Annotated in this window: 25 protein-coding genes and 1 tRNA gene; 12 read left to right on the plus strand and 14 right to left on the minus strand. The window is 39.6% G+C overall.

Annotated features, from left to right (window positions below; translation table 11 throughout):
• Positions 1 to 34: 34 nt before the first annotated feature.
• From Q4567_RS02955 to Q4567_RS02980, 6 genes are read right to left on the minus strand one after another with little or no spacing between them, the layout of a single operon-like run.
• Positions 35 to 1,447, minus strand: coding sequence for a site-specific integrase (locus tag Q4567_RS02955; RefSeq protein ID WP_303499275.1), 1,413 nt, complete (start codon positions 1,445 to 1,447; stop codon positions 35 to 37).
• On the minus strand, positions 1,444 to 3,579 hold the full coding sequence (locus Q4567_RS02960) for an ATP-dependent RecD-like DNA helicase (RefSeq protein WP_303499277.1): 2,136 nt from the start codon (positions 3,577 to 3,579) through the stop codon (positions 1,444 to 1,446). Before Q4567_RS02960 ends, Q4567_RS02955 begins: the two co-directional genes overlap by 4 nt.
• Positions 3,579 to 4,343 carry a hypothetical protein gene (locus Q4567_RS02965; RefSeq protein WP_303499279.1) on the minus strand — a complete coding sequence of 255 codons (765 nt, stop codon included), beginning with the start codon at positions 4,341 to 4,343 and terminating at the stop codon, positions 3,579 to 3,581. The genes Q4567_RS02960 and Q4567_RS02965 overlap by 1 nt, the downstream gene beginning before the upstream one ends.
• Positions 4,336 to 5,340 (minus strand): hypothetical protein, encoded by a 1,005-nt coding sequence (locus Q4567_RS02970; protein WP_303499280.1) that lies wholly within the window; start codon positions 5,338 to 5,340, stop codon positions 4,336 to 4,338. The genes Q4567_RS02965 and Q4567_RS02970 overlap by 8 nt, the downstream gene beginning before the upstream one ends.
• On the minus strand, positions 5,324 to 7,393 hold the full coding sequence (locus Q4567_RS02975; RefSeq protein WP_303499282.1) for a hypothetical protein: 2,070 nt from the start codon (positions 7,391 to 7,393) through the stop codon (positions 5,324 to 5,326). The genes Q4567_RS02970 and Q4567_RS02975 overlap by 17 nt, the downstream gene beginning before the upstream one ends.
• Before the next feature lie 10 nt (positions 7,394 to 7,403).
• Complete coding sequence (locus Q4567_RS02980; RefSeq protein ID WP_303499284.1) at positions 7,404 to 9,440, minus strand: hypothetical protein; 2,037 nt, start codon at positions 9,438 to 9,440, stop codon at positions 7,404 to 7,406.
• A 98-nt stretch (positions 9,441 to 9,538) separates the two neighbouring features.
• Between Q4567_RS02980 and Q4567_RS02985 the strand changes: the two genes are divergently transcribed.
• The 4 genes from Q4567_RS02985 (at position 9,539) to Q4567_RS03000 (ending at position 11,821) form a co-directional block, all read left to right on the plus strand.
• Positions 9,539 to 10,318 carry a DUF808 domain-containing protein gene (locus tag Q4567_RS02985; protein WP_303499286.1) on the plus strand — a complete coding sequence of 260 codons (780 nt, stop codon included), beginning with the start codon at positions 9,539 to 9,541 and terminating at the stop codon, positions 10,316 to 10,318.
• A gap of 103 nt (positions 10,319 to 10,421) precedes the next feature.
• On the plus strand, positions 10,422 to 10,760 hold the full coding sequence (locus Q4567_RS02990; RefSeq protein WP_303499288.1) for a VOC family protein: 339 nt from the start codon (positions 10,422 to 10,424) through the stop codon (positions 10,758 to 10,760).
• The gene (locus tag Q4567_RS02995) at positions 10,757 to 11,146 is read left to right on the plus strand and encodes a hypothetical protein (RefSeq protein ID WP_303499290.1); all 390 of its coding nucleotides are present in this window, start codon (positions 10,757 to 10,759) and stop codon (positions 11,144 to 11,146) included. Before Q4567_RS02990 ends, Q4567_RS02995 begins: the two co-directional genes overlap by 4 nt.
• A 258-nt stretch (positions 11,147 to 11,404) precedes the next feature.
• Positions 11,405 to 11,821: a MerC domain-containing protein gene (locus Q4567_RS03000; protein WP_216048789.1), complete on the plus strand. Its 417-nt coding sequence runs from the start codon at positions 11,405 to 11,407 to the stop codon at positions 11,819 to 11,821.
• Here the strand turns inward: Q4567_RS03000 and Q4567_RS03005 are convergent.
• The 4 genes from Q4567_RS03005 to rsgA form a co-directional block, all read right to left on the minus strand.
• Complete coding sequence (locus Q4567_RS03005) at positions 11,799 to 12,503, minus strand: glycerophosphodiester phosphodiesterase family protein (protein WP_303499292.1); 705 nt, start codon at positions 12,501 to 12,503, stop codon at positions 11,799 to 11,801. The two genes, Q4567_RS03000 and Q4567_RS03005, sit on opposite strands and share 23 nt — an antisense overlap.
• Before the next feature lie 35 nt (positions 12,504 to 12,538).
• The gene (locus Q4567_RS03010) at positions 12,539 to 13,405 is read right to left on the minus strand and encodes a DMT family transporter (RefSeq protein WP_216048787.1); all 867 of its coding nucleotides are present in this window, start codon (positions 13,403 to 13,405) and stop codon (positions 12,539 to 12,541) included.
• A 5-nt stretch (positions 13,406 to 13,410) separates the two neighbouring features.
• On the minus strand, positions 13,411 to 14,271 hold the full coding sequence (gene asd / locus Q4567_RS03015) for an archaetidylserine decarboxylase (RefSeq protein ID WP_303499294.1): 861 nt from the start codon (positions 14,269 to 14,271) through the stop codon (positions 13,411 to 13,413).
• Between the two features lie 157 nt (positions 14,272 to 14,428).
• Positions 14,429 to 15,460 (minus strand): small ribosomal subunit biogenesis GTPase RsgA, encoded by a 1,032-nt coding sequence (rsgA, locus tag Q4567_RS03020; protein ID WP_216048785.1) that lies wholly within the window; start codon positions 15,458 to 15,460, stop codon positions 14,429 to 14,431.
• Between the two features lie 190 nt (positions 15,461 to 15,650).
• On the opposite strand from rsgA, the gene orn reads away from it, so the two are divergent.
• The 6 genes from orn to ilvN all read left to right on the plus strand — a co-directional run bounded on the left by orn (position 15,651) and on the right by ilvN (position 20,339).
• Complete coding sequence (orn, locus tag Q4567_RS03025; protein WP_216048784.1) at positions 15,651 to 16,196, plus strand: oligoribonuclease; 546 nt, start codon at positions 15,651 to 15,653, stop codon at positions 16,194 to 16,196.
• A 155-nt stretch (positions 16,197 to 16,351) separates the two neighbouring features.
• Positions 16,352 to 16,427: transfer RNA gene (locus Q4567_RS03030), tRNA-Gly, on the plus strand.
• Positions 16,428 to 16,631: 204 nt separating this feature from the next.
• On the plus strand, positions 16,632 to 17,120 hold the full coding sequence (locus tag Q4567_RS03035) for a DUF4442 domain-containing protein (RefSeq protein ID WP_216048783.1): 489 nt from the start codon (positions 16,632 to 16,634) through the stop codon (positions 17,118 to 17,120).
• A gap of 427 nt (positions 17,121 to 17,547) precedes the next feature.
• A complete protein-coding gene (maoP, locus tag Q4567_RS03040) occupies positions 17,548 to 17,925 on the plus strand; it encodes a DUF413 domain-containing protein (protein ID WP_216048782.1) in 378 nt (125 codons plus the stop codon).
• A 198-nt stretch (positions 17,926 to 18,123) separates the two neighbouring features.
• Positions 18,124 to 19,842, plus strand: coding sequence for an acetolactate synthase 3 large subunit (locus tag Q4567_RS03045; protein ID WP_216048781.1), 1,719 nt, complete (start codon positions 18,124 to 18,126; stop codon positions 19,840 to 19,842).
• The gene (ilvN, locus tag Q4567_RS03050) at positions 19,842 to 20,339 is read left to right on the plus strand and encodes an acetolactate synthase small subunit (RefSeq protein WP_216048780.1); all 498 of its coding nucleotides are present in this window, start codon (positions 19,842 to 19,844) and stop codon (positions 20,337 to 20,339) included. Before Q4567_RS03045 ends, ilvN begins: the two co-directional genes overlap by 1 nt.
• Positions 20,340 to 20,493: 154 nt before the next feature.
• Here the strand turns inward: ilvN and Q4567_RS03055 are convergent, their stop codons facing one another.
• From Q4567_RS03055 to Q4567_RS03065, 3 genes are all read right to left on the minus strand, one after another.
• Entirely contained in the window at positions 20,494 to 20,814 is a 321-nt protein-coding gene (locus Q4567_RS03055) for an EthD family reductase (RefSeq protein WP_216048779.1), read from the minus strand.
• Positions 20,815 to 21,010: 196 nt separating this feature from the next.
• Positions 21,011 to 21,364 (minus strand): ribonuclease E inhibitor RraB, encoded by a 354-nt coding sequence (gene rraB, locus Q4567_RS03060; protein WP_216048778.1) that lies wholly within the window; start codon positions 21,362 to 21,364, stop codon positions 21,011 to 21,013.
• A gap of 35 nt (positions 21,365 to 21,399) precedes the next feature.
• On the minus strand, positions 21,400 to 22,125 hold the full coding sequence (locus tag Q4567_RS03065; protein ID WP_216048777.1) for a 1-acylglycerol-3-phosphate O-acyltransferase: 726 nt from the start codon (positions 22,123 to 22,125) through the stop codon (positions 21,400 to 21,402).
• Between the two features lie 221 nt (positions 22,126 to 22,346).
• Between Q4567_RS03065 and Q4567_RS03070 the strand changes: the two genes are divergently transcribed.
• Entirely contained in the window at positions 22,347 to 23,495 is a 1,149-nt protein-coding gene (locus tag Q4567_RS03070; protein ID WP_216048776.1) for an HD-GYP domain-containing protein, read from the plus strand.
• A 62-nt stretch (positions 23,496 to 23,557) separates the two neighbouring features.
• Here Q4567_RS03070 and Q4567_RS03075 read toward each other — a convergent pair whose 3' ends face one another.
• The gene (locus Q4567_RS03075; protein WP_216048775.1) at positions 23,558 to 23,881 is read right to left on the minus strand and encodes a DUF3718 domain-containing protein; all 324 of its coding nucleotides are present in this window, start codon (positions 23,879 to 23,881) and stop codon (positions 23,558 to 23,560) included.
• Between the two features lie 573 nt (positions 23,882 to 24,454).
• On the opposite strand from Q4567_RS03075, the gene Q4567_RS03080 reads away from it, so the two are divergent.
• Positions 24,455 to 25,219, plus strand: a complete 765-nt coding sequence (locus Q4567_RS03080; protein WP_216048774.1) for a choice-of-anchor H family protein — start codon at positions 24,455 to 24,457, stop codon at positions 25,217 to 25,219.
• Positions 25,220 to 25,389: the final 170 nt, after the last annotated feature.

Genomic DNA, 25,389 nt, shown 5'->3' on the forward strand with positions numbered 1-25,389 from the left:
AAGTAAATGAGGTTGAGCTATCACTTATATCTGTTTAACTTATTTTCCTTTCAATTTTTGACAGTATGTTGCTGCCAGTCATATGCTCTTCAAATCGCTTTACAGCACGTTCCATTGATGAAAGGCCACCAGACAACACCTTGTTGTTTTTTACAAGGTCTTCGTGATGCTTGCGTGATGTAGATAGCGCTACATTCAACAACATGCTTAATTTTTCTGATTGGATCATACGTTCAACCGTCCTTACATACATCTTCGTTGTCTTTATATCCATGTGCCCCAGCATTTTTTGTAACACTGCATGCGCATCTGCAACAAGTAAGTCGTTAGTATGTGATGCGGTTAGGTTGTGTTCCTTCAAATAGCGCCACAACAGTTGGGTAGCCCCTGAATGTCGCATCATGTGGGTATGCACGGCTACCCCAAGCTCATCAGCAGCCTTTTCAAATGCTCCCTGATACTCCCTTACAGAGACAGGCGTGCCTTGCTTATTTAGCCAACAGAATCGCATTTGTGGTGTTCTGTGTTTTTTCTTAGCCCATTTGGTTTTACAGTAGTTGTCTTGGTATTTTTTAAATCGTTGCTCGTAGTTACATATGTCTGACTTAATGTATTCATCATTAAATATTTTATGGACTGAAACGGAGAGTTGAGTTGTCTTCTTTCTGCCACCTTTGGCTATGTAGTTAAGGTCTTGAATACGTGCATCTTGACGTTCCATTAGAGCATATGGCTTAAAATTCGGGTTAAGTGAATTAGGGACTAGCGGAAAGTCGCGCACTAATGCTTCAACACGCAATAACGTGGCAAATTCACAATATGCCATCACAGCATAAACTTCGTCTTGTGCATGAAGGTTTTCATATAGCCGCCAAAAATCAGACATGGAAATGACCGAATTTACGTAATCATCCTTAAATTTTTTGTTTCTATCGTCTATAGCCGTCTCTTTCTCTCCCCCATAACTATTGTCATAGCTCGTATGCGATAAGAAATTGTCATCTTGCTCTCTATGCATAGATACCTGCACAGTATCTGGCATGTACATAGCATGATCAATACCAGCCGCAGTTAAATATCGGTAGAAATTACGCCATGATTTAACATATTGCTCGATTGATTCCTCTTCCCATTCAGCAATGCGTAGTCCATCGATGATCGGCACCATGTTGGTTTCGTATCTTGCAGAGCAATAATGAATGCCGACCTTTGTGATTTCATGATCTATATATTTTTGTTGGGACAAGAGGTTGATCAGATACTTGATCCGTTGCGCATCATTATAAATAGTCTTTGGACTGACGTTGTGTAAGGTATGATGAATGAACTTGGCGTATTTTTTCCTGTAGATTAAGTAGTCCATGAGATGAGTATTAACCTGATTCGTATCTACATTGTATGGAATTGGTATATCCGCGCCATCCCGATGCTCCAGTTCAATCATCATATTTTAAACCCAACAGAAATCTTTTCAAACCTAAAGCCTCTGTCTAATACGTTTTGAATAGCTCCTTTTTTAGCAAGCAGTACTACTTTCTGTTTAGCGCGAGTAACGGCTGTGTAAAGCCAGCTTCTTTCAACCAAGGCAAAATTCTCAACTACCACAATAGCGACATTAAATTCGCTGCCTTGTGAGCTGTGACAGGTCATTGCATATGAATGTTGCAACATATAAATCCCCTTGGAGTCATTTTGAATTTGCTCTGCTGTAAGTGTTGCTTGACCTTCGATTGTGAAATTCACAATCATGGTGTCATGAGCTTGTCCGATTACAGTGCCAGTGCTGCCATTGACTAAACCCAAGTCCTTGTCATTTTTTTTATAGATAACTTTATCGCCAATACGAAATTGAGGGGCAATTTTAATAACTTCACAACCCTTGGATAGAAAGCGATGAAGTGTAGTATTTGATTCAGAGACCGTTTTGAGTCTAGCAGCTATGATATGCGCTTCAATGTGATTATATGTGTTTAGGTAGTATTGACGTTGCAAAAGCCCCTGTAGTTGTTTAGTAGACTCATATTCAAGGATTTGAACTGTCTCGTTGGTCTCTGGGATTATCCCTTTTTTGATGTTCTCAGCAGCTTCAACAATGGCAGTGTTGCTTCTAAAATTGACCGTCAGTTCAACCTTTGGAACAGCATCGGATAGCACAAGTTTATGATATATCAAACCAATCCCAACGGGTGCAAGCTGCGCCCAATCACCTATAAATACGAGGCGTAACGGTTTGTTTTCAAACACCGTCAGAATACGGAACATCGACTGCAAATCAACCATCGAGGCTTCGTCTATATGCACAACTGGTGTCTGATAAGCATCCAAAAACTCGTCATTTTTTTCTATTTGGCTAAGTAAGCCCGCAATGGTAAATGCATCATCATCTGTCTGTTGGATCAAACGTTGGCTAGCTTTACCAGACAATGCGACCTGAAGCACATCATTTCCTGATTGCTTTATCAAATCATTAGCGCAGTATAAAACGGACGTTTTTCCTGTCCCAGCTCCACCGCTGACTACGTTCACAGAATTGGCCAATATCATCTTAACCGCTTGCTTTTGTTCAGTGCTCAGCTTGTTTCCTTTCAGTACGTAATTATCCAATACGTCATTGCTGATAATAATGGGTAAGATGTTACTGCTAAGCCTTTCGCGTAATTGTTCTGAGACATAGTTCTCCATTATCGTTGTACCAGGTAGCGCAAACTGCCTATGATACAAACGCTCATTTTCAGACATGTCTTCTGAGCAAGATGACTCAGACACAACAATACGTGGATTTCCCTCTGTACCAGCGCTTACTGCTGCTGACAGCGCTTTTAACATCAATTTAGATGAACCAATAAGCTTGGTTAAGTCTTCAGCGAAGATGCTAGGAGCAACTTGTGTGCTACCTTGTTTTAAATGCCTGAATAAGATTTCTTCTACAGTACAAATTAATCTTCGACTGTCGTTTCTCTCGATTTTAAGTGCTGATGCAAGCCGTTCTGCAACAGCAAAGCTTGAGAACGCCCATACTCGGTATGGATCATCTTGTAGCTTTTTAACGGTATCATCACCATAAAAGGCATATGCTTTTTTTGCCACTTGTCGCAATTGTTGTCGTGATGAAGCAGGCGTATTAATGAGTACTGAATCCATGTATTTCAGCAACTCAACTTTACCTTGTTGCTTGTGCCAGTTATTGCAAATCACTGTTGCAACAGACTTGGAAACCCATGGTGCGGTAGAAAGCGTTTTGATATCCTTTGCTTCGATCAACTTGAGCAAGTTATCAGGAAAATAGCTTATAAGCCTATTGGCAATTGACTTGCCAATCCCTACCCCAGCCATTAAAAAATCGGCAAGTAACTCATGGGTTACGGGAGTATAATCAACTTCACTGGCATGTATCTGATCACCCCATATTCTTGAATTTAAAATTTCACCTCTAACGTATATATGATCGTGCTGCTCAACGTGCAGATAGGCATCATTTAACAAGACCTGAATCGAATCTAGCTTGGTTCTCAATTCAATGATTTGTTTTTTTCCAGATTCAAAAATAATTTCGCTGACAGTGCCAATTACGGTTTTCATTAGTGAATGCTCCCAAACTTAATTGCGTCAGAAGTTGCACCTAATAACCCTTTTTGTCGCTGCTTGTACTGCTCCACCTCTTTTTCTAATGACAGTCTGACTTCTCGCGCTTCAACTAACTCATCTCTGCATTCTTTCAGTTCCTTTCGTAAGCGTGAAATTGCTTTGGATTCCATGGTGTCAGACATTTCATCAAGCGCAGAATCATTAGAGTAGTTCAGTGTTTTTAATTCCCCGTTGACTATTTTTACGTCAACCTCAGCAAGCAATTCTGTAACGTCGGATTTTGCCATCACTGAACCAGGATACTTTACTTCCGTTAACGGAGTATCGATGAAATAAGCCCAGAATGCACGTCTGTAAAGCGTTCCACGCAGGTTGGTAGGCCATTCGTAATTTGGTTCAGCAAGTCGCAATCTAATAAAATCAATGAGCAATTTGGTGTTTTCGTTACTCTCTTGAGTACGGTTTTTTTCGTCTTCAGCAATATGGCCTTTTGCCCTTAAGCTATCTTGAAATTTGACTACTTCATTCATAAATGACTGACGAATATTGTGCGGTTTAATGTTATAACCCACTTTTCGAGCAAGCTTTTTCAAGTCAACTTTGATTTTATTTTTGTTCAAGATAGTCTCGATAACTTCGATGGGTTGTCCTGCAAAATTTTCAAACACTTCTTGAATCAACATCCTTCGCAGAACTCCTAGCGACTGCCGGCTAATTGTTTTTGCATTGAACTGTTCAATCAACTCTTGCTTAGTCATGCCTCACCACCACTAATTCTTGAAACATCTCCTCTTGTAAATCAGGCCACTCTAAAGTATCAAACTTGTCCTTAATAACCTCACTAGCCATCTTTTTCGCCTGCTCAATGACATTGTTTCGAGCAAAAAGAACATTTAAGGGCGTAATAAACACGACTCCACAGACATGAATATCGTTTGTCCTAATATATTGATTGATAATTTTAAACCACTTCATGCGGTCAAAAATAGTGAGATTAGTCGCATCGATAACAACAGGGTGACGATCGTTCCAATAAGACTCATTATCTCTTGCCCAGCTTGATTTACCAGCACAAGGTGGGCCGATTAGAATATAAACCCGCATTGGCAACGGACGGTTCAGGGCTTCATGCAGCTCTCTTTCTGAACGTGCCCATGCATTTTTGCGTAAAGCGTCGTCATCAAAACAATAAACTCCATTACGCGTCAAATATTGGTCTGGAGACACATAAGGGATATTCGTAAAGTCTACAAAATTAGATGTTTTTTGCTTATTTGATGTCAATACCTGATGGGATAACTCTATTAAACTATGAGCTTTATGCTTATCCCGTTCTTGAAGTTGCGCTATTCTTTTCTTACAATCCACTACTTCTTCGCGACTGACTATTAATTGTCGTTCAAGCATGACAGCTCTATTTTTTTCTTTTTCCCTGCGAGCCTCTGCCTTACTTAAAACTGATTTATCGCTTGAACTTTGACTAAAATCATCTTGAAACTTCTTAATTTCATCATGAACATCGAAGTAACGCTGTTGGGTCGCTTTATCCTTAATTTTTTCTCCGTGAAAATAAGACTTATGCACACCTGCTTTTTTTAAAACCTTAGATTGAGACGCATCTGTCTTTTTTCCAGTTACAAGAGCTATTGCAGAAAGCTCTGTAAAGGCAGACCGTAAAGCTGCTATGCGCTCATCGTGCGTCCGTTTGTCGTACTCATGATTGGACTTTTTATCGGCACTAACTTGAACTGACATTAAAGTATCCTTCTTCTCGTTCATCACCATAAATAGCCATCAATGGGGCTGCATAAGTATTTAAGAAAACAATTGCGTCCTCTTCAATGGAGGTTATTTCGGATGTTGCTTTGCGATATCTGTGAAAATAATCAAACGTTTCAAGTAATGGTCTAGACCATTTTTTACCTAGCAATGCATCAGCACAGGCGACCCCTACACATTGAGCCGGATTCGGCAAAGTGCTTAATGCGTCAGTGATTGCCTTTTTTACTCCTATCTCTACTCTTCGCTGATTGTTGCTTTGTTTAGCACACGGACTGTCTGAGGTGTTGTTACACGAACGATTGCATATAACTCCCATAGGGGTTAACAAAGCATAAGTTTCACCATTATTTATGTCATCAGAAAATATTTTTGTAAGCCTTTCTTCTAAAGTTTGAAATAGCTCCATCTCTGTTAAACTGAGGTTTTGTAATCGTGCTTCTAAACCAATCTCCGCCTGAATATTGTTAGCCCCCTTTAATAATAACTCTCCATTTCTGCCGCTGACTTCGCCATGTGCTACAGCATATGCCATATCATTAGCTATGCTATCAGTAAGTTTTAACTGAAGTTCTTTTCGTTTTTCTATTACGAGTGGATTCCTGCGAATGTACTCGTTTGGCATTAATGCGTTGCTGTGCCCAAACAAGCGCTTTAATATCAAGATTGCAACATGAGAGTTTTCGGCAATGTAACCCGCTAATGTAGCTCGGATGCAATGGGCCGTAGCATCAGAATCTTCTATGGTCTCAATTGAAAAGCCATACTTGTTTGGAAGAATTTTTAATAAAGTATTAAGTGCATTATTCGTGCGAATTATTCCAGTCTCTTGAGCTGTATATTCCCTGCCACTAATGTGACTGCGTGTATTATTTGAGCTATTAACTATAAGAAATTCAGATTGATAAAAACGAACGCTTTCAAGTAGTTTTACAGCTTTGTAAGTTGGCTCTCCCACTGGTATGACTACTCGGTTTTTAGTTTTTTTAAGGTCTGATACCAGCCACCACATATTCTTGGTACGCTTTGATGGTTGACAGCATCCAACAACAAGATTGCGCATGTCAATATTTCGCAATCCAGTGGTCAATAAAACAATCCAAATACAGGCGCTCTGAATGAGTCTCAATATTTCGCTGAGCCATGTTTGTGAAAAATTGTTATTTGAGTCCGAATCAGCGTCAATATAGCGAATAGGTATTATTTTTGTCAGGATCTCCCTATATTTTTCTACGAGCTTGTTAACAGGGCGGCTCCGTTTCTTTCGCTTCAGCGTAGCGTAGGTTTTTAAGTTATCTAAGTTGTTAAACTCGTCAAAGAAATTAATCAGTTCGTCATGGTAATCGAGAACTAATGGTAAAGCGTGTTGAACTATATTAGATACATTTTCGAATGGTAACGGAGCATAAAAGCCCTTTTCAGTTTTTATACCAGCGATTATTTGTTGCTGAGCAACCCAAGTACGGAAACCAATCCCTTGCTCGTTCCATGGCAAACTCATTCCTTTTACGAAGATTTCTAAGCCAATTCTGTGTTTGATTGAATGGAACATGTTTAAAAATTCTAAACCAACAGAATAAATACAAAGCCCTTTGGATAAATGAATTTGGGCAAAATTTGTTATTTCCTCTGGCTCAAGTTCCGAAAAAAATAAGAATGGTTGATCACGTTCAGCAAACATTACGCCGCCCCACGCGGAATCTTTTATAAACTTAGCTAATGAGGCCATGCGACCAAAAACCGTATTACCCGAATAACCATTGACCTGAATCAGTTCATAGCATGCAATCCGGCAAAATAATTCAAGCGGGTATTGATTTTTCTTAGGGAAGTAACGCTTGAAATCTATTTGTTCATAGATAGAAATTGAAGGGTACCAAATAGGATCGAGAAACTTTTGTCCATGGGTTATCGCAGACATATCGCTGCCCTCATATTGGGTTTTCAGAGCATCGAGCAGTTCCCACTGTTTCTTACCTATTTCATAAGGAGATTCACCGTGTTGTAAAACTTCAATATTACTAAACATGGAGAATCACCTATTGGAATTGAATTATTGTAGGGAGTAATGGTCTATTGTTTTTCATGGCTCTAGCAGCCTCGGCATAGCCATGTTCTACAATTTCAACACCTCGACCATGCTCATTACTAAATCTCCCTATAGTGTCTAAGGCTATTTGTCGTCGGTCTTCTAGTAACCCGCTAAATCCCAAGGGATTTTTTTTAGCTACTTCATCATACTGCATAACCCGATAGCAGATTTTTGGTATATGCATGGCATATACTTCAGATCGTTCACATCCTAAGCACATATCGTATTTTTTGCACCTGTCTGCTATAGGGAGATTATGCGTAGGGCTAGTGTCATCCGTGCAGTCACAGAGGTAAACTTGTTTATTTCTTGCGTCCCGCTCAGTTTCTTCACAGATGGTTCCTTGAAAAACCATCGCCTTTTCAAGCATATTTGATGTTAGAGCGACAATAGCAGCATTAATAACTTGGTTTCCGACTCCAGTTTTCATAATGTAAGAAAACAAAGTCGTGTCGAACTCTTTATGATTCAATGCTTCGCGTAGTTTACTTACTAAGTCTTCAGCATTATCAACATCTTCAACCATTTGCAACAGTAAATGGCCTGCAAAAGTCTTACGCAAACGGGGAGTTTCAATACTAGTTAATACTTCATTGTTGTCATCAAGAATTTTATAGGAGTTACAAAACACTTTGTGTGTTTGCAACAAGGTCGATGAGCTTTTAAAATTGAAAAAGTACTCTCTAGTAGGAGCATTTACAATATCATCATAAAGCTTCATATATTCGAATATAGGAGAGTTGATAGGAATACGCATTGGGATTTTTTTTATGCCAAAAGCACCTCTCGTTTTATGGCCAATGACACGAATTATTTTTTGCGAAGCTGGAGTTTTATCATCGACGCCAAGGTTTATGTCAAAGTTTTCATACCAAGCTTTATTTCCATAGTTTCGCTTTATACTTAAGATTGTTTCTTTATTCTTCCCTGTCGAAATCATTAAGAATAATGCTAAAACTGCAGGCATATGTTGAGTCTCGAATTTTAAGTAGGGGCGAGGTTCAGGCTGGTCTGCTTTAGCGTAATAACTCCACATTTTATTCGCTAAGTATTTATGATAAGCCACATAATCAGCGCGACCATTTATCCCTTTATAACCTTTACCTTTAACTATGCTCCTGATTCGATTTGTCTGAATATTGTCACGATGTAGTATTTTCCCCGCCCGTTCTGCCTTACATTCAAGTAAAAAATTTAAAAAAAGTTTATCATGTCCCTCCTTGCCGCTAGATAATGCTTTTACCAAGTTGTGATCATTTATAGAGTATTTATCAAAATAATCTTCACCGAGACTTTCTTTAGTGGTGCTTTGCATAAGTTCCCAACGCTTTTTCCAAATCTCCAAATCGTAGAAGCAGTATGCAAGCATTTGCATCATGACACGGTCTGAATAGTCTTTTTCGTCAAGCAAGGAATCCAAATCAAGATCTTGAATACGACTCTTGTGTTGACGATGCACTGATATTGAATTTATGTTCAGCAATTTGCTATGTGGGTGAAGTGGTAATATTCTTTGAAAACAAGTCTTTCCGGCTTTAGCTTGCAATTCATTTGGTAAACTCAGAAGGAAATCAACATAAATATTGAGAGTTATGTCTTTAAATGCAAATGGCTTCTCTTCCAACGAAGCGAGATAATGAAATAAACGTTTTATAGATAGGTTGAAGTCATCCGGCTTTTTGACCGGCTTAATTTTAAAGCTCTGAATTAGTAGCCGACAAAAGGTTTTTGCTATTTCAACTCCTACGAGGTCTTTTCCGTCACTGAAAATATTAAACGCCGACTTCGATGAAGAAATGTTTCGCAAACTTTTATTGACTTCCGATTTGCATCTAGGGGGTTCAAAAAAAAAGCAAAAATCCTTACAAGTGAAATACCGTTGATACTCAGGAAGACCATCCCCGCCTTTAATAGGCAAATGTGCCAAATTAGCGTCATGCTTTGCGGTGGTGGATGTTAACCTGACAGTTTGTTTCTTAGCCATTAATAAGTATACCATTTCCCTAAAGTCGCTATTATATCACAATCCATTAAAATACAACTTTAATTTAATTTGTGTACTGAAAACTTAAAATTCGTATTATGGTGTGGGCTGTCGCTAAAGGCTCATTTTTAAATAAACTCATTTTAGTGCCTGCAGCTTTAGCAATTAGCGCATTTTTACCTGTGTTAATCACCGTTTTGATGGTTATTGGTGGCTTATATTTAAGTTTTGAAGGTTTTGAAAAGGTATTCCATAAGTTCTTCCACTCCAAAGCAGAGTTACAGGCCGAGCATGCAGAAAAGATAAAAGCTTTGGCAGATCCTAACGTTGATCTCGTTGCTTTAGAAAAAGATAAAATTAAGGGCGCAATTCGCACTGATTTTATTCTTTCTGCTGAAATAATTGTAATAGTACTGGGTACTGTAAAAGACGAAGTTTTCATGACCCAGTTGGCGGTGGTATCTGGGCTGGCGTTACTTATAACAGTGGGGGTCTATGGTCTAGTCGCTGGTATTGTAAAACTAGATGACTTGGGACTCTATCTACTGCGTAAATCGATAACCGGCAAGTTTGATACACTTCAACGCACCTTAGGTAGAGGACTATTAATGTTTGCCCCTATGCTGATGAAAACCTTAGCTATTGTTGGGACTGCAGCCATGTTTCTAGTTGGAGGTGGCATACTGGTGCATAGTATTCCAACTGTCCATCATGTGGTTCATGAAATAGTCGCTTGGCTTGAAACCCTATTTGGCAGTGTTAGTCAAAGCGTTGCCCCAATTTTACTCGAAGGTTTAACCGGGGTAATGGCCGGTGCTGTAGTGATGCTTGTTGTGACCTTCGCCACTAAACTGAAAAATCTTCCTAAAATGAAGTAATAGGTCGCTCAACAAAGCACAAAACCGATTGTTAACTTTATTATCATTTGCGTCGTTTGAGGCTATATTGATTATACAGTGATATAAAGTGAGGTTTTCCACTATGGAATTAGGACAATTTTCGGTTAGCTTGGCAGTGAAAGACATTGTTAAATCCAAAGCATTTTATGAAATGCTTGGGTTTAAAACCCATGAAGGCTGTGGCAGCGTTGAAGATAAATGGCTGATATTACAAAAAGACACTACTGTTATCGGATTATTTGAAGGTATGTTTGAAGATAATATTCTTACGTTTAATCCCTTGGATGTCAGATCAATAGAAGCTCATATTCGTAAAAATGGTTATCCAATCGATTCTGAAACTCAAGGAGAGTCAGGGCCTGCCCACTGTATTTTAAAAGACCCTGACGGTAATGTAATTATGTTTGATCAACACCAATGAGTTGTTCAGAATTAACCTGCTGGAAATGTGGCAACCGTCTAACCGATGTTATATTTCCTATGTCTCGCCGAGAAGAATGTGCCAACTGTGGTGCAGATCAGCATGTTTGTAAAATGTGTAAAGATTACGACGGACGAGGTGGCTGCAATGAACCAAGGGCTGAGCAAGTAAGTGATCCTGAAAAGGCAAACTTCTGTGACTATTTCTCACCCTCTGGTAAAACCTTTGCTCAAACTCAGGATCACAAAGCACAACACGCCAAAGCACAATTGGCCGCCCTATTTGGTGAACAGCCCGAAGTGAAGGATGTGGCAGAATCTGAAGATAAACAATTAACGCCCGCGCAAATAGCCGAACAAAAATTACGGGACTTGCTAGGGGATTAATGAATTCAGCGGAATAAATTACGTCCTATATTTGACATTTTTGGCTCAGATTCCATGGCCTAAAGACCATGCTACGGATTTTTGTTGTTTAACCCAACAATTGGCCTATAAAAAAACTAATAACGGTTGCATTTGAATGGAAATGTTATACTATAACGTCCCGGTTTTAATAGGGTAAGATTTAAACTTGATCTTATATCCTGCATTTAATGTAAAACTGAATTAAATAAGCATAACGTGAGAGGTTTAGTTAGCGCCATGGCAACATCTGAAAATAAATCAGTAATGGATAGAGTAGGGATCTGGACGTCCAGTATCTGTGCTTTGCATTGTTTGCTGTTGCCTATTCTCATTCCGCTTGTGCCCTTTGTCAGCGCGAGCTTTTTTGCTCAAGATTGGTTTGAAAAAACGATTCTGACCTTATCGATGATAGTAGGTTTCTGGGCCCTTCTTTTCGGGTTCTATCGATACCACAGACAATTATATCCAATATACAGCTTGCTCTTAGGCGGCTTAATTTATTGGAACAAAGATATGTTTGGTGAGGCTTATGAACCATTTACTATTGGTTTGGGAGCGCTACTGATCGTTGCAGCACATGTTGCCAATATTCGTTTGTGCAAAAGCTGCGATACTTGTCATGATTGTGAGTCTAGTCAACAGCCGAATCAGTAAGAGCTAATCTGGCATTGAGTGGATTATTGCAAAATACTGCGTCCACTCCCCATTTTTGCAATTGTAATAAGTCTTCAGGCTGATCAACGGTATAAACACCCATTTTAAGTCCTCTTCGTTTCGCATCGTAAACAAAATTTTTGTCTACAAATGTCACATCAGCATTAACAAACTCAGCGCCTAAGTTTTCAGCAAATGCAGCGTAGTCAACTGGCTTATTTGCAGTTAGTGCGCCTATTCTTGAAGTAGGTGAAATCGTTTTAATGGCTTTTAGTAAATGATGATCAAATGACGAATACAAAATATTTGAGCATGGAATAGATAAGGCTATACAGGCTTGCTGAACGTATTTTAGGAGCAAAGGAATATCCCTAACGCCCTTCAATTCAATGTTGATTTGACAGGATTGACCGATACATTCTAGCGCTTCAAATAGGGTCGGTACTGTTTCCCCTTCTCCTGCATCTAATTTTCTGATTTGCTCAAGTAATAATGAATCTATATTACCAATGCCATTGGTAGTGCGATGAAGCCAGCGATCATGAATTAAAATAAATTCGTTTTGATGTTGGAATACATCAAATTCAATGCCATCGGCTTGCTGGGAAATTGCCGTTTTAAGAGCAAGTAAGGTGTTTTCTGGTGCCAGCGCACTGGCACCACGGTGAGCGTATATAAACACGTAAAATCCATTAATCGCTAGCCTAATAAAAGGAACTATTTGCGATGCAGTTTTTGGGCGTTTACAGTCTCGTAGATTGCTGCAGAAATTACCAGTGTTCCACCGAGAAAAGTTTGCCAGTTAGGTTTTTCATCAAGCACGATAATGGCCAGAATCACGCCATAAAAAGGCTGCATACAGGCTACCAACGCAAAGGTTTTAACCCGTAGATGTTTTAAGCTAGTCGCAATCAAGGCATGGGGTAGGGCGGTTAAAAAGATACCTAGCACCACTAACCACATATAGGTTTCACTACTGGCCGTGAAAAAGTCGTCGGAAACAAAAAATAACAGGCTAATTAATATCACTAACGTCTGGTAAGCCATTGCGTGGGAGCCAGAGTAGTGAGAAAAATACTTTCGATGACATAAGTTTCTAAGTGCGTAAAGAACCGCAGAAAGCATGCCTATAAGAATTCCTAAGGTTACGTCATTTTTTAAAGAAATTTCAGGAACGATCAGGAAAATACCAATAAATACCACGATTGCGCTGACAACGTCCTGCCAAACTAAACGAATTCCTTCAAAGAACGGCTCTAACAAGACCGCGATAACGGGGAAGGTGAAAAGTGCAATCATACCAACTGACACTGACGAGTACTGCATGGCTGCAAAATACGTTACCCAATGCGCTGACATCAACAAACCAAGGGCTAAGGCAACCCAATAATCCTTAATATTATTAAGGCGCAAGCTAGCCCCTGAGAGCTTGACTAACAATGCCAACACGATACAAGCAACCAATGAACGCCCAAATGTAATATCGGTAGCGGACAGAGGAATAATTTTAGACATTAATGCCGTGGCACCTAACAATATTACGGTTAGGTGCAAAGACCATAGGCTTCGTTTTACTGGATGCATGAATCTTAGTCTTTTAGCGTGGCGAAAACTTCACCTAGTCGTGTTGTGTCACCGTTGGACTGACCGTTGAACTCGATCATTTCCGGTTCAAAACAGGCAACAATAGTAGAGCCCAGTTTGAACAGTCCCATTTCCTCGCCTTTGGCCAAAGTAATGGTATTTTCGCTATCTTTGGGATAACGCCAATGTTGAACATTTTTCCCTGCAGGGGGAGTTACCGTACCAGCCCAAATTGTTTCGATACTGGCAACTATAGTTGCACCTACCAATACAATGGCGAATTTACCGTGCTCAGACTCAAATACGCATACAACACGCTCATTGCGGGCAAATAGTCCTGGTACGTTTTCGGTGGTGAGAGGGTTTACTGAAAACAGCTCTCCGGGTACATAAATCATGTCCGTCAGTACACCGTCCATAGGCATATGGATACGATGGTAATCTTTCGGTGATAGATAAATGGTAGCGAATTTTCCACCTTGAAAAGGTGCAGCAATATCTGGATTACCACCTAAAAGAGTAGTCAGACTGTAATTATGACCTTTGGCTTGGAAAATGGTATCAAAATCAATGTCGCCCAATTGACTTACTGTGCCGTCTACTGACATCGCTAATTGCTTAGGATCATCACAAATTGGGCGCACACCTTCTTTTAATTCTCGGGTAAAAAATTCATTAAATGTGCGGTAGTGGTCAGGCTCTGAAAATTTAGCCTCTGACATGTCAACGTTATATTGTTTAATAAACAACTTAATCAATGAGGTGGTTAATCCACCTGCTTCACTAGCTGCCAGCTTACCCACTAGTCTGGATAGCAAGTGTTTAGGCAATATGTATTGTAACTTAATTTTGAACCAACTGATCAAGACCGGAGCCTCCGTAATTTCGACCAAGTTATTGTATCGTATATTGTAATTTTAGTCTGAGAATGAGTCGGTCTAACTCATGCCATTTTGATGGGGAGTAGAAAAACGCCCCATTTTTAGGGGCTTAGAAGCCTATTGTGGAAACAAAAGATTACATTTAAGTTGGAATTGCGCGGTTTGGTCTGTTGTCTTCCATTGAAGATAATATCTTATGGTAACTGGCATATCGTTGCTGAGATATTTCGCCATTTAACGCTGCCTGCTTAATGATACAACCCGGATCATCTAAATGCTTACAGTCTCGAAATTTACAGCCGCCAATATAATCTCTAAATTCAATGAATCCTGAGGTCACTTTTTCTACAGGCAGATGCCAAAGAGCGAATTCCCTGACGCCCGGTGAATCAATAAGATCTCCGCCTCCTGGGAAGTGTAACATTTTAGCCGCAGTGGTCGTATGTTGGCCTAAACCTGAATTGTCTGAGATGTCGCCAATTGCCTCATCTGCATCAGGGAGCAATTGATTGACGATACTCGATTTCCCCACTCCTGATTGACCTACAAATACGCTAATTTTGTCTGATAAAATGTGTTTAAGTTGTTCTATACCTTCACCGGTTTTACAACTGGTAAGTAACACTTGGTAACCTATATCTCTGTATATTTGTAGTTCTTTATCAACGGCTAAACGTGCATCTTCATCTAGCATTTCAATTTTGTTTAACAGCAAAACAGGTTGAATCTGAACATCTTCAGATGCAACTAAGTAACGATCAATAATATTCAATGAAAGCGCCGGTAAAACTGAACTCACAATTATGATTTGGTCGATGTTGGCGGCAATTGGCTTAACACCATCATAAAAATCAGGTCGAGTGAGAACGGAAGTTCGGTCATGGACTAATTCAATGATGCCGCTCACCCCTTCATTGACATCTTTGCCGGGACGAAATTCAACTTTATCACCGCAAACCACACTGCCAATAGTGCGTCGCATGTAGCACTTGGTGATTTCCCCGGATTCATCTTGTACGTCAGCATGTTTACCAAAACGTCCAATAACGGTTCCATTTCGGCTATCAGCTAATTGTTCATCGTTTTGAAAAGACTCTTTGGTGGAAAGCCTTTTTTGACGGTTGGTAGAGACCTGTCGTTTTTGTTTTTTTGTTAACTTTGGTTTTTTTGCCACGTTTACTTTACTTAATTTGGCTCGTAAGACTCATACATGTTAACGTCAGCGCGTGAATTTTGATAATATTTTATTTGGCTTGGCTTATCGGCAAGCTAAATCCTGAAAGATACGCTTGGTGAGATAGATAGTTTAAAACTGTCGAATAGTTGAAGAAAAAACCAGTTGGCCCATTAATAAGGTTTGTTTTATGCCATTAAATAACGAAAATTTAGTTTGGATAGATCTTGAAATGACCGGACTTGAACCTGAAACCGATGTCATTTTAGAAATTGCTACTATTGTCACCGACAAAAACCTCAATGTTCTAGCAGAGGGGCCGGTTTTAGCGATTCATCAAAGCAATGAGATACTCGACAACATGGATGCTTGGTGTGTTGATGTGCACGGTAAGTCGGGCTTAACAGATCGTTGCAAAGCCAGCTCAATAGATGAGAAAGAGGCAGTAAAACAAACAATTGCATTTTTACAGCAATATGTTCCCAGTGGAGCTTCCCCATTATGCGGTAACACTATCGGGCAAGATCGTCGATTTCTTGTGAAATATATGCCAGACCTAGAAAACTATTTTCATTATCGCAGTATTGATGTCAGTACATTAAAAGAGCTAATTAAACGTTGGAAGCCTGAAGTTTTGGACGGATTCCATAAAAAAGGTACTCATCAAGCCTTAGATGATATTCGAGAGTCTATCGAGGAATTAGTTTATTACCGTCAGCATGTGTTCAATATATAAGCGTAATGATTATATTTTTAGCAATTAAAGCAACTTAACTAAATTAATTGAAAATAACACTTGATTCGTTAAATTATTTTTGTACAATGCGCACCCGGTTTAGGATGAACCGAAAGCAAAACGGCAAATCAGGAATTGCCAACCACCACCAAAATGCGGGAATAGCTCAGTTGGTAGAGCACGACCTTGCCAAGGTCGGGGTCGCGAGTTCGAGTCTCGTTTCCCGCTCCAATTTTCTAAATGAAATCTATCTATACATCTAAAGATAACTTTCCCAAACACGGAATCTGTTATTACTTTACTCGTTCCTGATAACCATAACTTCACTGTTAACCGTTCTTCTTGAGCGTCGAAGTTCAGCGATTATTTTAGCTTGATACTCATTATAAAATAGCTCACACTCTCGTGGTCCAACCAGTAAGTGGAGAATACACCATGTCAGTTAAAAGCCCGTTAAAACAATTTGTCGATAAAGCCAATCAATACCCTCAATGGCTGAGTCAATTTCTGATGACAACTTTGTTCCGCTATAAAGTAAAGTTGGTGGGCACTGCTAAAATCGACATTGTTGAAACGGACGGGGTCTCTGCAACCTTAAAATTGAAAAATAGGCGCAAGGTTCGTAATCATATTGGCACTGTTCATGCGGCTGGTATGGCGTTGTTGGCTGAATCCGCCACCGGATTTGTGGTTGGTATCAATTTACCAGCAGATAAAATTCCGTTAATCAAAACGATGAACCTGAACTATGTCAAACGCTGTACCGGAGATATTACTGCTAAGGCGTGGCTGACTGAGGAACAAATTGAATTAATGCAACACCAGCCAAAAGGTGAAATTGCAGTGCAAGTTGTGATTACTGATGGAGCAGATATTGTACCCCTTGAAGCTGAGATGATATGGGCCTGGGTGCCGAAAAAATAACCCTCCAATTGGCAAATCTGCCGTCCCGGCTCAAAAGGGATAATACAATGCTCAAAATCAGAACCAAATTGGGGCTTGGTATATAAATTATTTATCAACTTTCTTAGCCAACAAGTACGAATTTGAATAAGCGTTTTTTTCTATCCGTAATTTTTCCTTTTAGCCTCGTTTCAATAGTTCTTTTGGCCTATTTTATGCTAATGATTTATGCACCTTAATAGTTCATTAACCTCAACCCTGTAGCGGATCTGCGACGAATTTTACCCGACTTTAAATTGTCATCAAATTTTTATTGACACTAGGTCGTTTTGGTTTTATTTATCCACTTGAATAGACGCACCAATTTGTGTTTTTGTTGTGAATTGCAATAACCAATTTGGAACCAGTTTTTAAGATTGATTATTTTTTGTTTTTTGGGATGTCCATCATGGCAAATATTACAAGAGATTCTTTGACAAAACGCGTTTTCAGCGATGTGAAAAATTATCCTTACGGCTTTTCACGTTCTGGAGACTTTTCGATTAATGAGAGCAAGGCGTTAAGTCAATACGGTGCCTTATATGCTGCTTTAGTAGATGGTGTTATTTCACCTGAAACCGAAGAAGATCAGCACTTTATTGAATCGGCATTTGGAAAGGTAGAACCTGAAACTGTTTCGGAGCGTGCTTGGTTAAAATACCAAAAACGCATTAGTCGACCAAAACTGGGCAGTATCTACGGCAACAAGCCTTCTCATCTGAATGACGACGACGAAGACGCGTCAATAAATGACGATGTAGAGTTAGAAGTGGATATGGATTCCTAAAAGCGTGTAAATAAAATGTAAATTCATCCTATTTATGGCTATTTTAAGCTTGATAATAGGATGCTCATCCTAAAAAAACGGTATATTGGGATATATATCTCACTTTATGCCGTTTTGCTGTTTTATCTTCCTAATCTGTCACGTATAGTCCCTCTATAAATCTAACAGTCACTAATTAATTACACAGGAGGATGTCTGGTGGAAATGATGTCAGGTGCAGCTATGGTAGTTCGCGCCCTTAAAGATTCTGGAGTTACGCATGTGTTCGGATACCCTGGTGGTGCCGTTCTCGACATTTATGATGCTTTGTATGCACAAGATGACGTCAAGCATGTACTCGTCCGCCACGAACAAGCCGCAGCCCATATGGCTGATGGTTATGCTCGCTCTACAGGAAAAACTGGTACTGTTTTAGTGACATCGGGACCCGGAGCAACCAATACAATTACCGGTATTGCCACTGCTTATATGGACTCAATTCCTATGGTTGTGTTGTCTGGTCAGGTGCCTTCAATGCACATAGGTGAAGATGCATTCCAAGAAACTGATATGGTGGGTTGTTCACGTCCAATCGTAAAGCATAGTTTTTTGGTTAAACGAGCAATCGATATTCCTATGGCCATCGCTAAAGCATACTACATCGCTAATACCGGCCGTCCAGGTCCTGTGGTTGTTGATTTGCCAAAAGATTTAGTGAATGTGCTTGAATCTCATCCTTATGAATATCCTTCTGATGTGACTATGCGTTCTTACAACCCAACGTTGAAAGGACACAGTAAACAGATTAGAAAAACTGTTGATACTTTAGTTAGTGCAAAAAGACCTGTGCTTTATGTTGGTGGTGGTGCAATTACCTCTGAAGCCTCTGCATTAATTACTGAGTTGGCTGAGAAACTTAATGCCCCTGTAACTTCGACGTTAATGGGCTTGGGAGCGTTCTCAAGCGTACATGAGCAGTTCGTTGGCATGTTGGGTATGCATGGTACTCTTGAAGCTAATAAAACGATGCACAACGCCGATTGTATTTTTGCGTTAGGCGCACGCTTCGATGATCGTGTGACCAACAATGTGGAAAAATTCTGTCCCCATGCAACTATTATCCACGTTGACATCGATCCCGCGTCAATTTCTAAAACCGTTGCTGTGCACATACCTGTAGTCGGTTCCGTTGATAAGGTTGTTGAGCAAGTATTAAGTCAACTTAATAAAAAAGACTTATCAGGACAGAAACAAAAGCTTGCGGATTGGTGGAATCAAATCAATTCGTGGCGTGATCTTAAGTGCTTAGATTATCAGAAAAATGATGACGTCATTAAGCCACAGCAAGTTATCGAAGCATTGTATAAACATACAAACGGTGATGCATATGTGAGTTCTGATGTTGGTCAACACCAGATGTTTGCTGCGCTTTATTATCCTTTTGCAAAACCGAGAAGATGGATCAATTCAGGTGGTCTTGGCACCATGGGCTTTGGTTTGCCTGCCGCCATGGGTGTTCAAATGGCTAATCCTGAAGCCGTTTCCGTAGTGGTAACGGGTGACGGTAGTATTCAAATGAATATCCAAGAGTTATCTACTTGCTTGCAATATAACTTGCCAGTCAAAATTATTTCATTGAATAACCGCGCGTTAGGCATGGTAAGACAATGGCAAGATATGATTTATAAAGGTCGCCATTCTCATTCGTATATGGATTCTATGCCTGATTTCGTTAAATTGGCTGAAGCTTATGGCCATGTTGGCATTAAAGTTAATCATCCATCTGAGCTTGATGAAGCAATGGAGAAGTGTTTTGCCTTAAAAGATCGCTTGGTCTTTATGGATATAGCAATAGATCAGAATGAACATGTATATCCCATGCAAATCAAATACGGTGCTATGGATGAAATGAGATTAAGTAAAACGGAGCGTACCTGATGAGAAGAATTATCTCTGTATTGATGGAAAACGAACCAGGTTCATTGTCACGCATTGTGGGCGTGTTTTCTCAACGTGGATATAACGTTGATTCACTGTGCGTAGCACCTACTACAGACTCAAGCCTTTCGCGTTTGACCATAGTGACCCACGGTGATGACAAAGTGATTGAGCAAATTACTAAACAGGTAAACAAGTTAATAGATGTACTAAAAGTTACTGATTTAACCGATGGAACCCATGTTGAACGTGAGTTGATGCTAATTAAAGTTGCCGCGAAAACAGATTTAGTGCGCTCTGAAGTGAACCGCACTGTTGATATTTTTCGCGCTCAAATAGTGGACACAGATGCAAAAAATTACACGATTCAAGTAACTGGAACGAGTGATAAATTGGATGCGTTTGCGCAAGCCATGTGGGCTCAGACTGAAGTTATTGAGTCTTCCAGAACGGGAGTTTGTGGTTTGGCTCGCGGTGAAAAGTCACTAAGAGTATAGATTGTAAAACAGTAAACTGTAGCTGGGACGCCCGTCCCAGTTACAGATTTAAGTCATTACCCAAAGCCCCTCGGCCATTATAATCCATTTATGCAACTAGCCAATGCTATGGTTTAGTTCAATTCCATGGCCTAAAGTCCATGCTACACGTGATTTATTTGGCGTCGCTTCCAGTCAAAATTACCGGCGCGCCACCAGTTGAAATGCGTGTTGCGTCACCCGCTACCTCTTGCATCTCGGCACTTTCCAATGTTTGCTGCAACACCTCTGCTGAAGGAAAGGGCATGGAAAACATTTGATAGAATGGGGATGGGTTTTGCGGTTGTGAATCAAATTTGGTTACAGTATAAGGTTTATGGTCTGTGGGGATGTTCATTTTCTCATGAAGCAACGATATATGTGCTGGATAATCGATCTCGAATTGAGCCACATCAGTTGGTTGAGGGTATAAAACAACTAATTTAACTTCTGACATAATGCATTTCCTTATTATTAATAGTTCTGCAACGGCATTGTTAACAGAACTCTAAACCATATCGCCTTGGGCTGTGGCAACACTAGAAACTTCAGCAATTAAGCCAACTAGAGGTTACGAATGCCTCAACTGAATCTCGAAAAGTTATTTATCATTGATTTTGCGCTTTTACTTTTGTATCACATAAAACCCTTAACTACTCGATAAAGTAAGTACCCCAACCATCGTAGTGTATATTATGTTTGTCAGCGATTTTTAGCAGTGTATCCGTATCTTTATTGATCAAATCAATATCTAGCATTCTTTCTACAACAGCATCAAAGCAGAATACGGTGCCACCATCGTCTAACATCAACTCTTCGGCATCACCCACTTCAAAACCCGCTTTGAAAGCATCTACAGCTGCTTTTTCGAGGACATCAAAATCAGAATGAGCAAAATGATATTCGATAGTGTGTGGCAATTCTGCATTGCTTCCGTCTTCAATTAAAGCTTCAACGGTTTCTTGATTAAATTCGTACCACTCTTCTTTTTGTTCTGCATTGCTCATTGGCTATCCTTCGTTGTTTATACTTTTGAGATAATCTATTTAACTTCGTCGATTTGTGCAACTTGATTGTCAAGTTCCGCAATCTTGATTTTCATCCGGTTATGGATTTCTTTGGCCCAAGTTTTGGCGTCATGTTGTTTATCCAAGATTACGGGCTCGCTCAAGTCAATAAGCAAAGTGCCATTATCCCATCGGTTCAACTGTATTTTTTGATGTAAATTACTCGTGCTTACCATCACGATAGGTTCGTTGACAGCTTGCGCAATTCTGAATGCTCCGGTTTTAAAACTTAATAGACCACGACCTCTACTTCGTGTCCCCTCGGGGAAAAAGAATACTGAAAGTTTGCGTTGATTAATTTTGTCTATAGTTTGCTTCAAAGTATCTTTAGCTCGTCCAGAATCTTTACGGTCAATCAAGATATTGCCAGATAACCAATACAACCAACCAAAAATGGGAATCAGTACTAGGCTTTTTTTGCCCACAGAAACAACGCCCTTTTGAGCGGAAAGACACACTGTGATGAGATCATAACTATTCTGATGGTTTGCAACAAAGACGAAAGGGCCACCATTTTTAACGCTGGTTGGCACATTGACCTTTACTTTCAAGCCTATCATGGGTGCAATAGCACCATATACCTTGCCAATAACATGCACGTTGTTACGATGAAATGGACGCACTAGGCACATCACAATCATTGCTAAACTTGCAAGTGTAAAATAGCACAAAATGAATATCACTCGCCCAATAGCTAACACGTGTACTCTCAAATAAAAAATGGGCGGTGAGTATACAATGTTTCTGATTAATACCAAATCTTAACCTAATCTAGTTATAAGCGACTTTTTCAGAAATTAACTCTGTTCACGGCAGTGCTTAACCAATAAAGTAGAGATATGCTGTGTAGATCGTGTTCAGATGGTCGATAACTATTAGTTATTATTGAACTTTGTGATATTGCTTGAGGTAAATCAAATTGATGCAAACCTTTACTCCAGAAGATCTTGATGATGATATCTTGAATGATCTCCTCGATGAAATTAATGAACTTTATGAGGCCAGTGAGCAAACTCTAATTGAATTGGAGCTGCGACCAGAAGACAACGAGCTGCAACGTTCGCTCTTTCGCTCAGTGCACACTATCAAAGGGGATTTAGGCTTAGTTAACTTTAAACCTCTGTTGCCGTTGCTCCAACACGTTGAAGACCTGCTCGATTTTTTACGCAAAAACCAAGTTAGATATACCAGTACAATGAGTGATCTGGTTTTGCTAACCATGGACAGAGTTAAAATCTTCGTGGAAAGTTGCTTCGAAAAGGGTTTTGCTCAGTACGATCCAGAGCTGTATCGTCTGTTAGTTAACCATGTAGCGAAAATTACCCCGGAAAATTCTGCTTCTCATGAGCAACTGCTATCTGATGCGGTACTGTTACTCAATCCTGATTTAGACCACACGGCAGCAGATGTTATCGAAGAAGCTGCAGGTGAAACCACACCATCGCGGTCAGTCACATTGGCTAATACCGGTATTCCTAAAGGGTTAAGTAATGAAAAACAAATGGACATTTTGTTTTTCAGAGAACTCATGAAACCGATAGAGCGACGCTCTATGTATTGGGAAGGGCGCGGAGATCGCATTGCAAAGTTGGCTTTTTATATCAATAGCATTGCGGGTAATCCAATTGAGGAAGATCAGCTTGCTGTAGCCTGTTATGTGCACGATTTTGGAATGGCCTTTATGCCTCTTAGTATTTTACACAAAGAAGGTAAATTGACTGCCAATGAGTTTAATTTGGTGCGTTCACACGTGTATAAGAGCTCAAGATTATTAGAACATCTTGATCAATGGAATAGTGCTCGAAAAATTGTGATGCAACATCACGAACGCATCGATGGAAGTGGCTACCCACTAGGTATTAAGGACAAAGATATCTGTGAAGGTGCAAGATTGTTAGCCATTTTAGATAGTTTTGATGCGATTACTCACAGTCGTGCTTACACTGGACATAATCAACAGCCTAAGAAAAGAGCAGTGGTTGAGATAAATAGAGCGGCGGAAGGTCAATATTGTAAAACTTGGCTTGGACATTTCAACCGAGGAATGGCAGTTTTACTTACCAAAGGATAATTTTGTTATAGAAGGATTTAGCAAGCTGGATTATTGATTTCCAGCTTGCCTACCTACAGTCACTATTCAGCCTGTGCAGTAATGAATGAACCTATTTGCGTAGCGTTGCGCTTTGCAGAAAATTCAACCAAAGATTGACCAGAACAAGTAACATTGTTATCAGCTAAAACACGCTTAAGAACACGCTTTCTAGAAGAACCTAGCTCGCCAACAAAACGGTTTAATGACAATTTGAAAAGCTCTACGTCGTTGTTGACTACTGCTTTACAAAATGATGCATACTCTAAATCACCAATGAATTTTACGCTTTCAGCAGAAGACTCTGAAGCTGAAGCTGTAAATGGAACAGATAGGGCAAGCAAACTTGCTAATACTAATTTTTTCATAATGGACACCTATTTAATAAATATAAAATAAATTTTGAATCACTGATTACCTAACCAGTGACTTTATTGTAATTAAATTTCAGTTTAATGTTGTTTTTATACTGTATAGGTTTGATTAAAATTGTGTTACACGCTTCCGGAAAACGTTACATTTGACTCTAAGTTATTGATTTACTTGGTTTGTTAGGTTTTTCCATATATCATAAAGATATATCTTTTCTTATTTTTATATGAAAGTTGTATTGTAATTTAATTACAAAATGCCTTGCAGCCTATGTTTAACAAGGAGTTGTTAAAAGAATTAACTGTTTTTTACATCAAAACGCGAGAATTTAGGAATACCTTGCGCGGTAACTAAGCTCAAACTGGTTGTTGCTAGTCAATTTTTCGAAGCTTATTTGATGCACCAGTAGCAAGTAGCGTTCAGTTCTTTCGCTGTTTGTTGTTATTTGCTCACAGTTCGCGGAATAAAATGTGGGCTATAAGAACACAGTTAAGCATCCCTTCAGCTTTTATTCATCTTAATTGGTCCACAATGATTCTCAGATTAACAGGAAAGTTTTTGGAGTAAGCATGACCCGATTTACATTAATTAGTACTTTTTCACTAATGTTCTCAATCGCTTCGTTTTCAGCCTTGAGTGCGCAAAGTGATACAACGGAATCCATCAGTGTTACTTCTACAGAATCTCAATACGGTTCAGTGTTAGCTCAAGTGAACAAAAAAGGCGTACCGGGAAGTGTTCAAAAACAATCAATGGAGTCAGTTTCATTAGATAAAGCTGAAGCCCACAAAATGCGGCAAGCGGCAGCGCCTTTAACTAGGCCACTTGATCGTGACTTACGTATGGTCGAAGACGATCCTGATTTTTGGATTTACGATGCAACCGTATTTTTAGATATAGATCGCGATGCTGACGGATATTACTCTGGATTCACTCTGGAATTTGATGCCGACACTATTTATACCGAAGCGGAAGTTTATGCCCGTTTATATTTGGCAAGAGGTGACGTATTTGAAGAATATCACACTACCTCGCTATTTTTTATCAACGGTGATTCTAGTTCAGATAGCTATGTTATTGAGAGTGACCTGCAAACTGGTTTTCCTCCCGGTGATTATGAGTTGTTAATTGAACTCTATGACACCTATGACAATCGTTTAGTCGCGATCTCTGATGGATATAGTGATGCAGACTTAAGTTTACTCACACTTGAGAGTCAAAGTTACGAACAGCCACAAGTAATTATCGTCACTGAACACGGTGGAAGTTTTGGATTTCTTACCTTGTTGTTAATACCAATACTAATGGGAAGAGTATTTTTCACAAGAAGTTAGGTTTGGTTAGGTAAGATTTTCTGGGAGCTTAGGCTCCCTTTTTTTATGGGGCTAATTTGTACAAAGAAATTTTATTTAAGATCTTGAAGTTTTTGTATCAAACAATATCTACCTTGATATGCCAATTTGGGCTGACTTAGGCTAGCATGCTCGCCACAGTTTTGAATGTT

Source organism: Aliiglaciecola sp. 2_MG-2023, assembly GCF_030548145.1.
In the GTDB taxonomy this organism is placed as follows: Bacteria; Pseudomonadota; Gammaproteobacteria; order Enterobacterales; family Alteromonadaceae; genus Aliiglaciecola; species Aliiglaciecola lipolytica_A.

Excerpts from the sequence above, each read along its gene's own strand:
- rraB (WP_216048778.1), bottom strand. The coding sequence starts at position 21,364 with ATGAGCAATGCAGAACAAAAAGAAGAGTGGTACGAATTTAATCAAGAA.
- Q4567_RS03010 (WP_216048787.1), bottom strand. The coding sequence starts at position 13,405 with ATGCATCCAGTAAAACGAAGCCTATGGTCTTTGCACCTAACCGTAATA.
- Q4567_RS02965 (WP_303499279.1), bottom strand. The coding sequence starts at position 4,343 with ATGACTAAGCAAGAGTTGATTGAACAGTTCAATGCAAAAACAATTAGC.
- Q4567_RS02955 (WP_303499275.1), bottom strand. The coding sequence starts at position 1,447 with ATGATGATTGAACTGGAGCATCGGGATGGCGCGGATATACCAATTCCA.
- Q4567_RS03035 (WP_216048783.1), top strand. The coding sequence starts at position 16,632 with ATGTCAGTTAAAAGCCCGTTAAAACAATTTGTCGATAAAGCCAATCAA.
- Q4567_RS03055 (WP_216048779.1), bottom strand. The coding sequence starts at position 20,814 with ATGTCAGAAGTTAAATTAGTTGTTTTATACCCTCAACCAACTGATGTG.
- maoP (WP_216048782.1), top strand. The coding sequence starts at position 17,548 with ATGGCAAATATTACAAGAGATTCTTTGACAAAACGCGTTTTCAGCGAT.
- Q4567_RS03080 (WP_216048774.1), top strand. The coding sequence starts at position 24,455 with ATGACCCGATTTACATTAATTAGTACTTTTTCACTAATGTTCTCAATC.
- Q4567_RS03070 (WP_216048776.1), top strand. The coding sequence starts at position 22,347 with ATGCAAACCTTTACTCCAGAAGATCTTGATGATGATATCTTGAATGAT.
- Q4567_RS02990 (WP_303499288.1), top strand. The coding sequence starts at position 10,422 with ATGGAATTAGGACAATTTTCGGTTAGCTTGGCAGTGAAAGACATTGTT.
- Q4567_RS02975 (WP_303499282.1), bottom strand. The coding sequence starts at position 7,393 with ATGTTTAGTAATATTGAAGTTTTACAACACGGTGAATCTCCTTATGAA.
- Q4567_RS02995 (WP_303499290.1), top strand. The coding sequence starts at position 10,757 with ATGAGTTGTTCAGAATTAACCTGCTGGAAATGTGGCAACCGTCTAACC.
- Q4567_RS03000 (WP_216048789.1), top strand. The coding sequence starts at position 11,405 with ATGGCAACATCTGAAAATAAATCAGTAATGGATAGAGTAGGGATCTGG.
- Q4567_RS02970 (WP_303499280.1), bottom strand. The coding sequence starts at position 5,340 with ATGTCAGTTCAAGTTAGTGCCGATAAAAAGTCCAATCATGAGTACGAC.
- Q4567_RS03075 (WP_216048775.1), bottom strand. The coding sequence starts at position 23,881 with ATGAAAAAATTAGTATTAGCAAGTTTGCTTGCCCTATCTGTTCCATTT.
- Q4567_RS02980 (WP_303499284.1), bottom strand. The coding sequence starts at position 9,440 with ATGGCTAAGAAACAAACTGTCAGGTTAACATCCACCACCGCAAAGCAT.
- orn (WP_216048784.1), top strand. The coding sequence starts at position 15,651 with ATGCCATTAAATAACGAAAATTTAGTTTGGATAGATCTTGAAATGACC.
- Q4567_RS02960 (WP_303499277.1), bottom strand. The coding sequence starts at position 3,579 with ATGAAAACCGTAATTGGCACTGTCAGCGAAATTATTTTTGAATCTGGA.
- Q4567_RS02985 (WP_303499286.1), top strand. The coding sequence starts at position 9,539 with ATGGTGTGGGCTGTCGCTAAAGGCTCATTTTTAAATAAACTCATTTTA.
- ilvN (WP_216048780.1), top strand. The coding sequence starts at position 19,842 with ATGAGAAGAATTATCTCTGTATTGATGGAAAACGAACCAGGTTCATTG.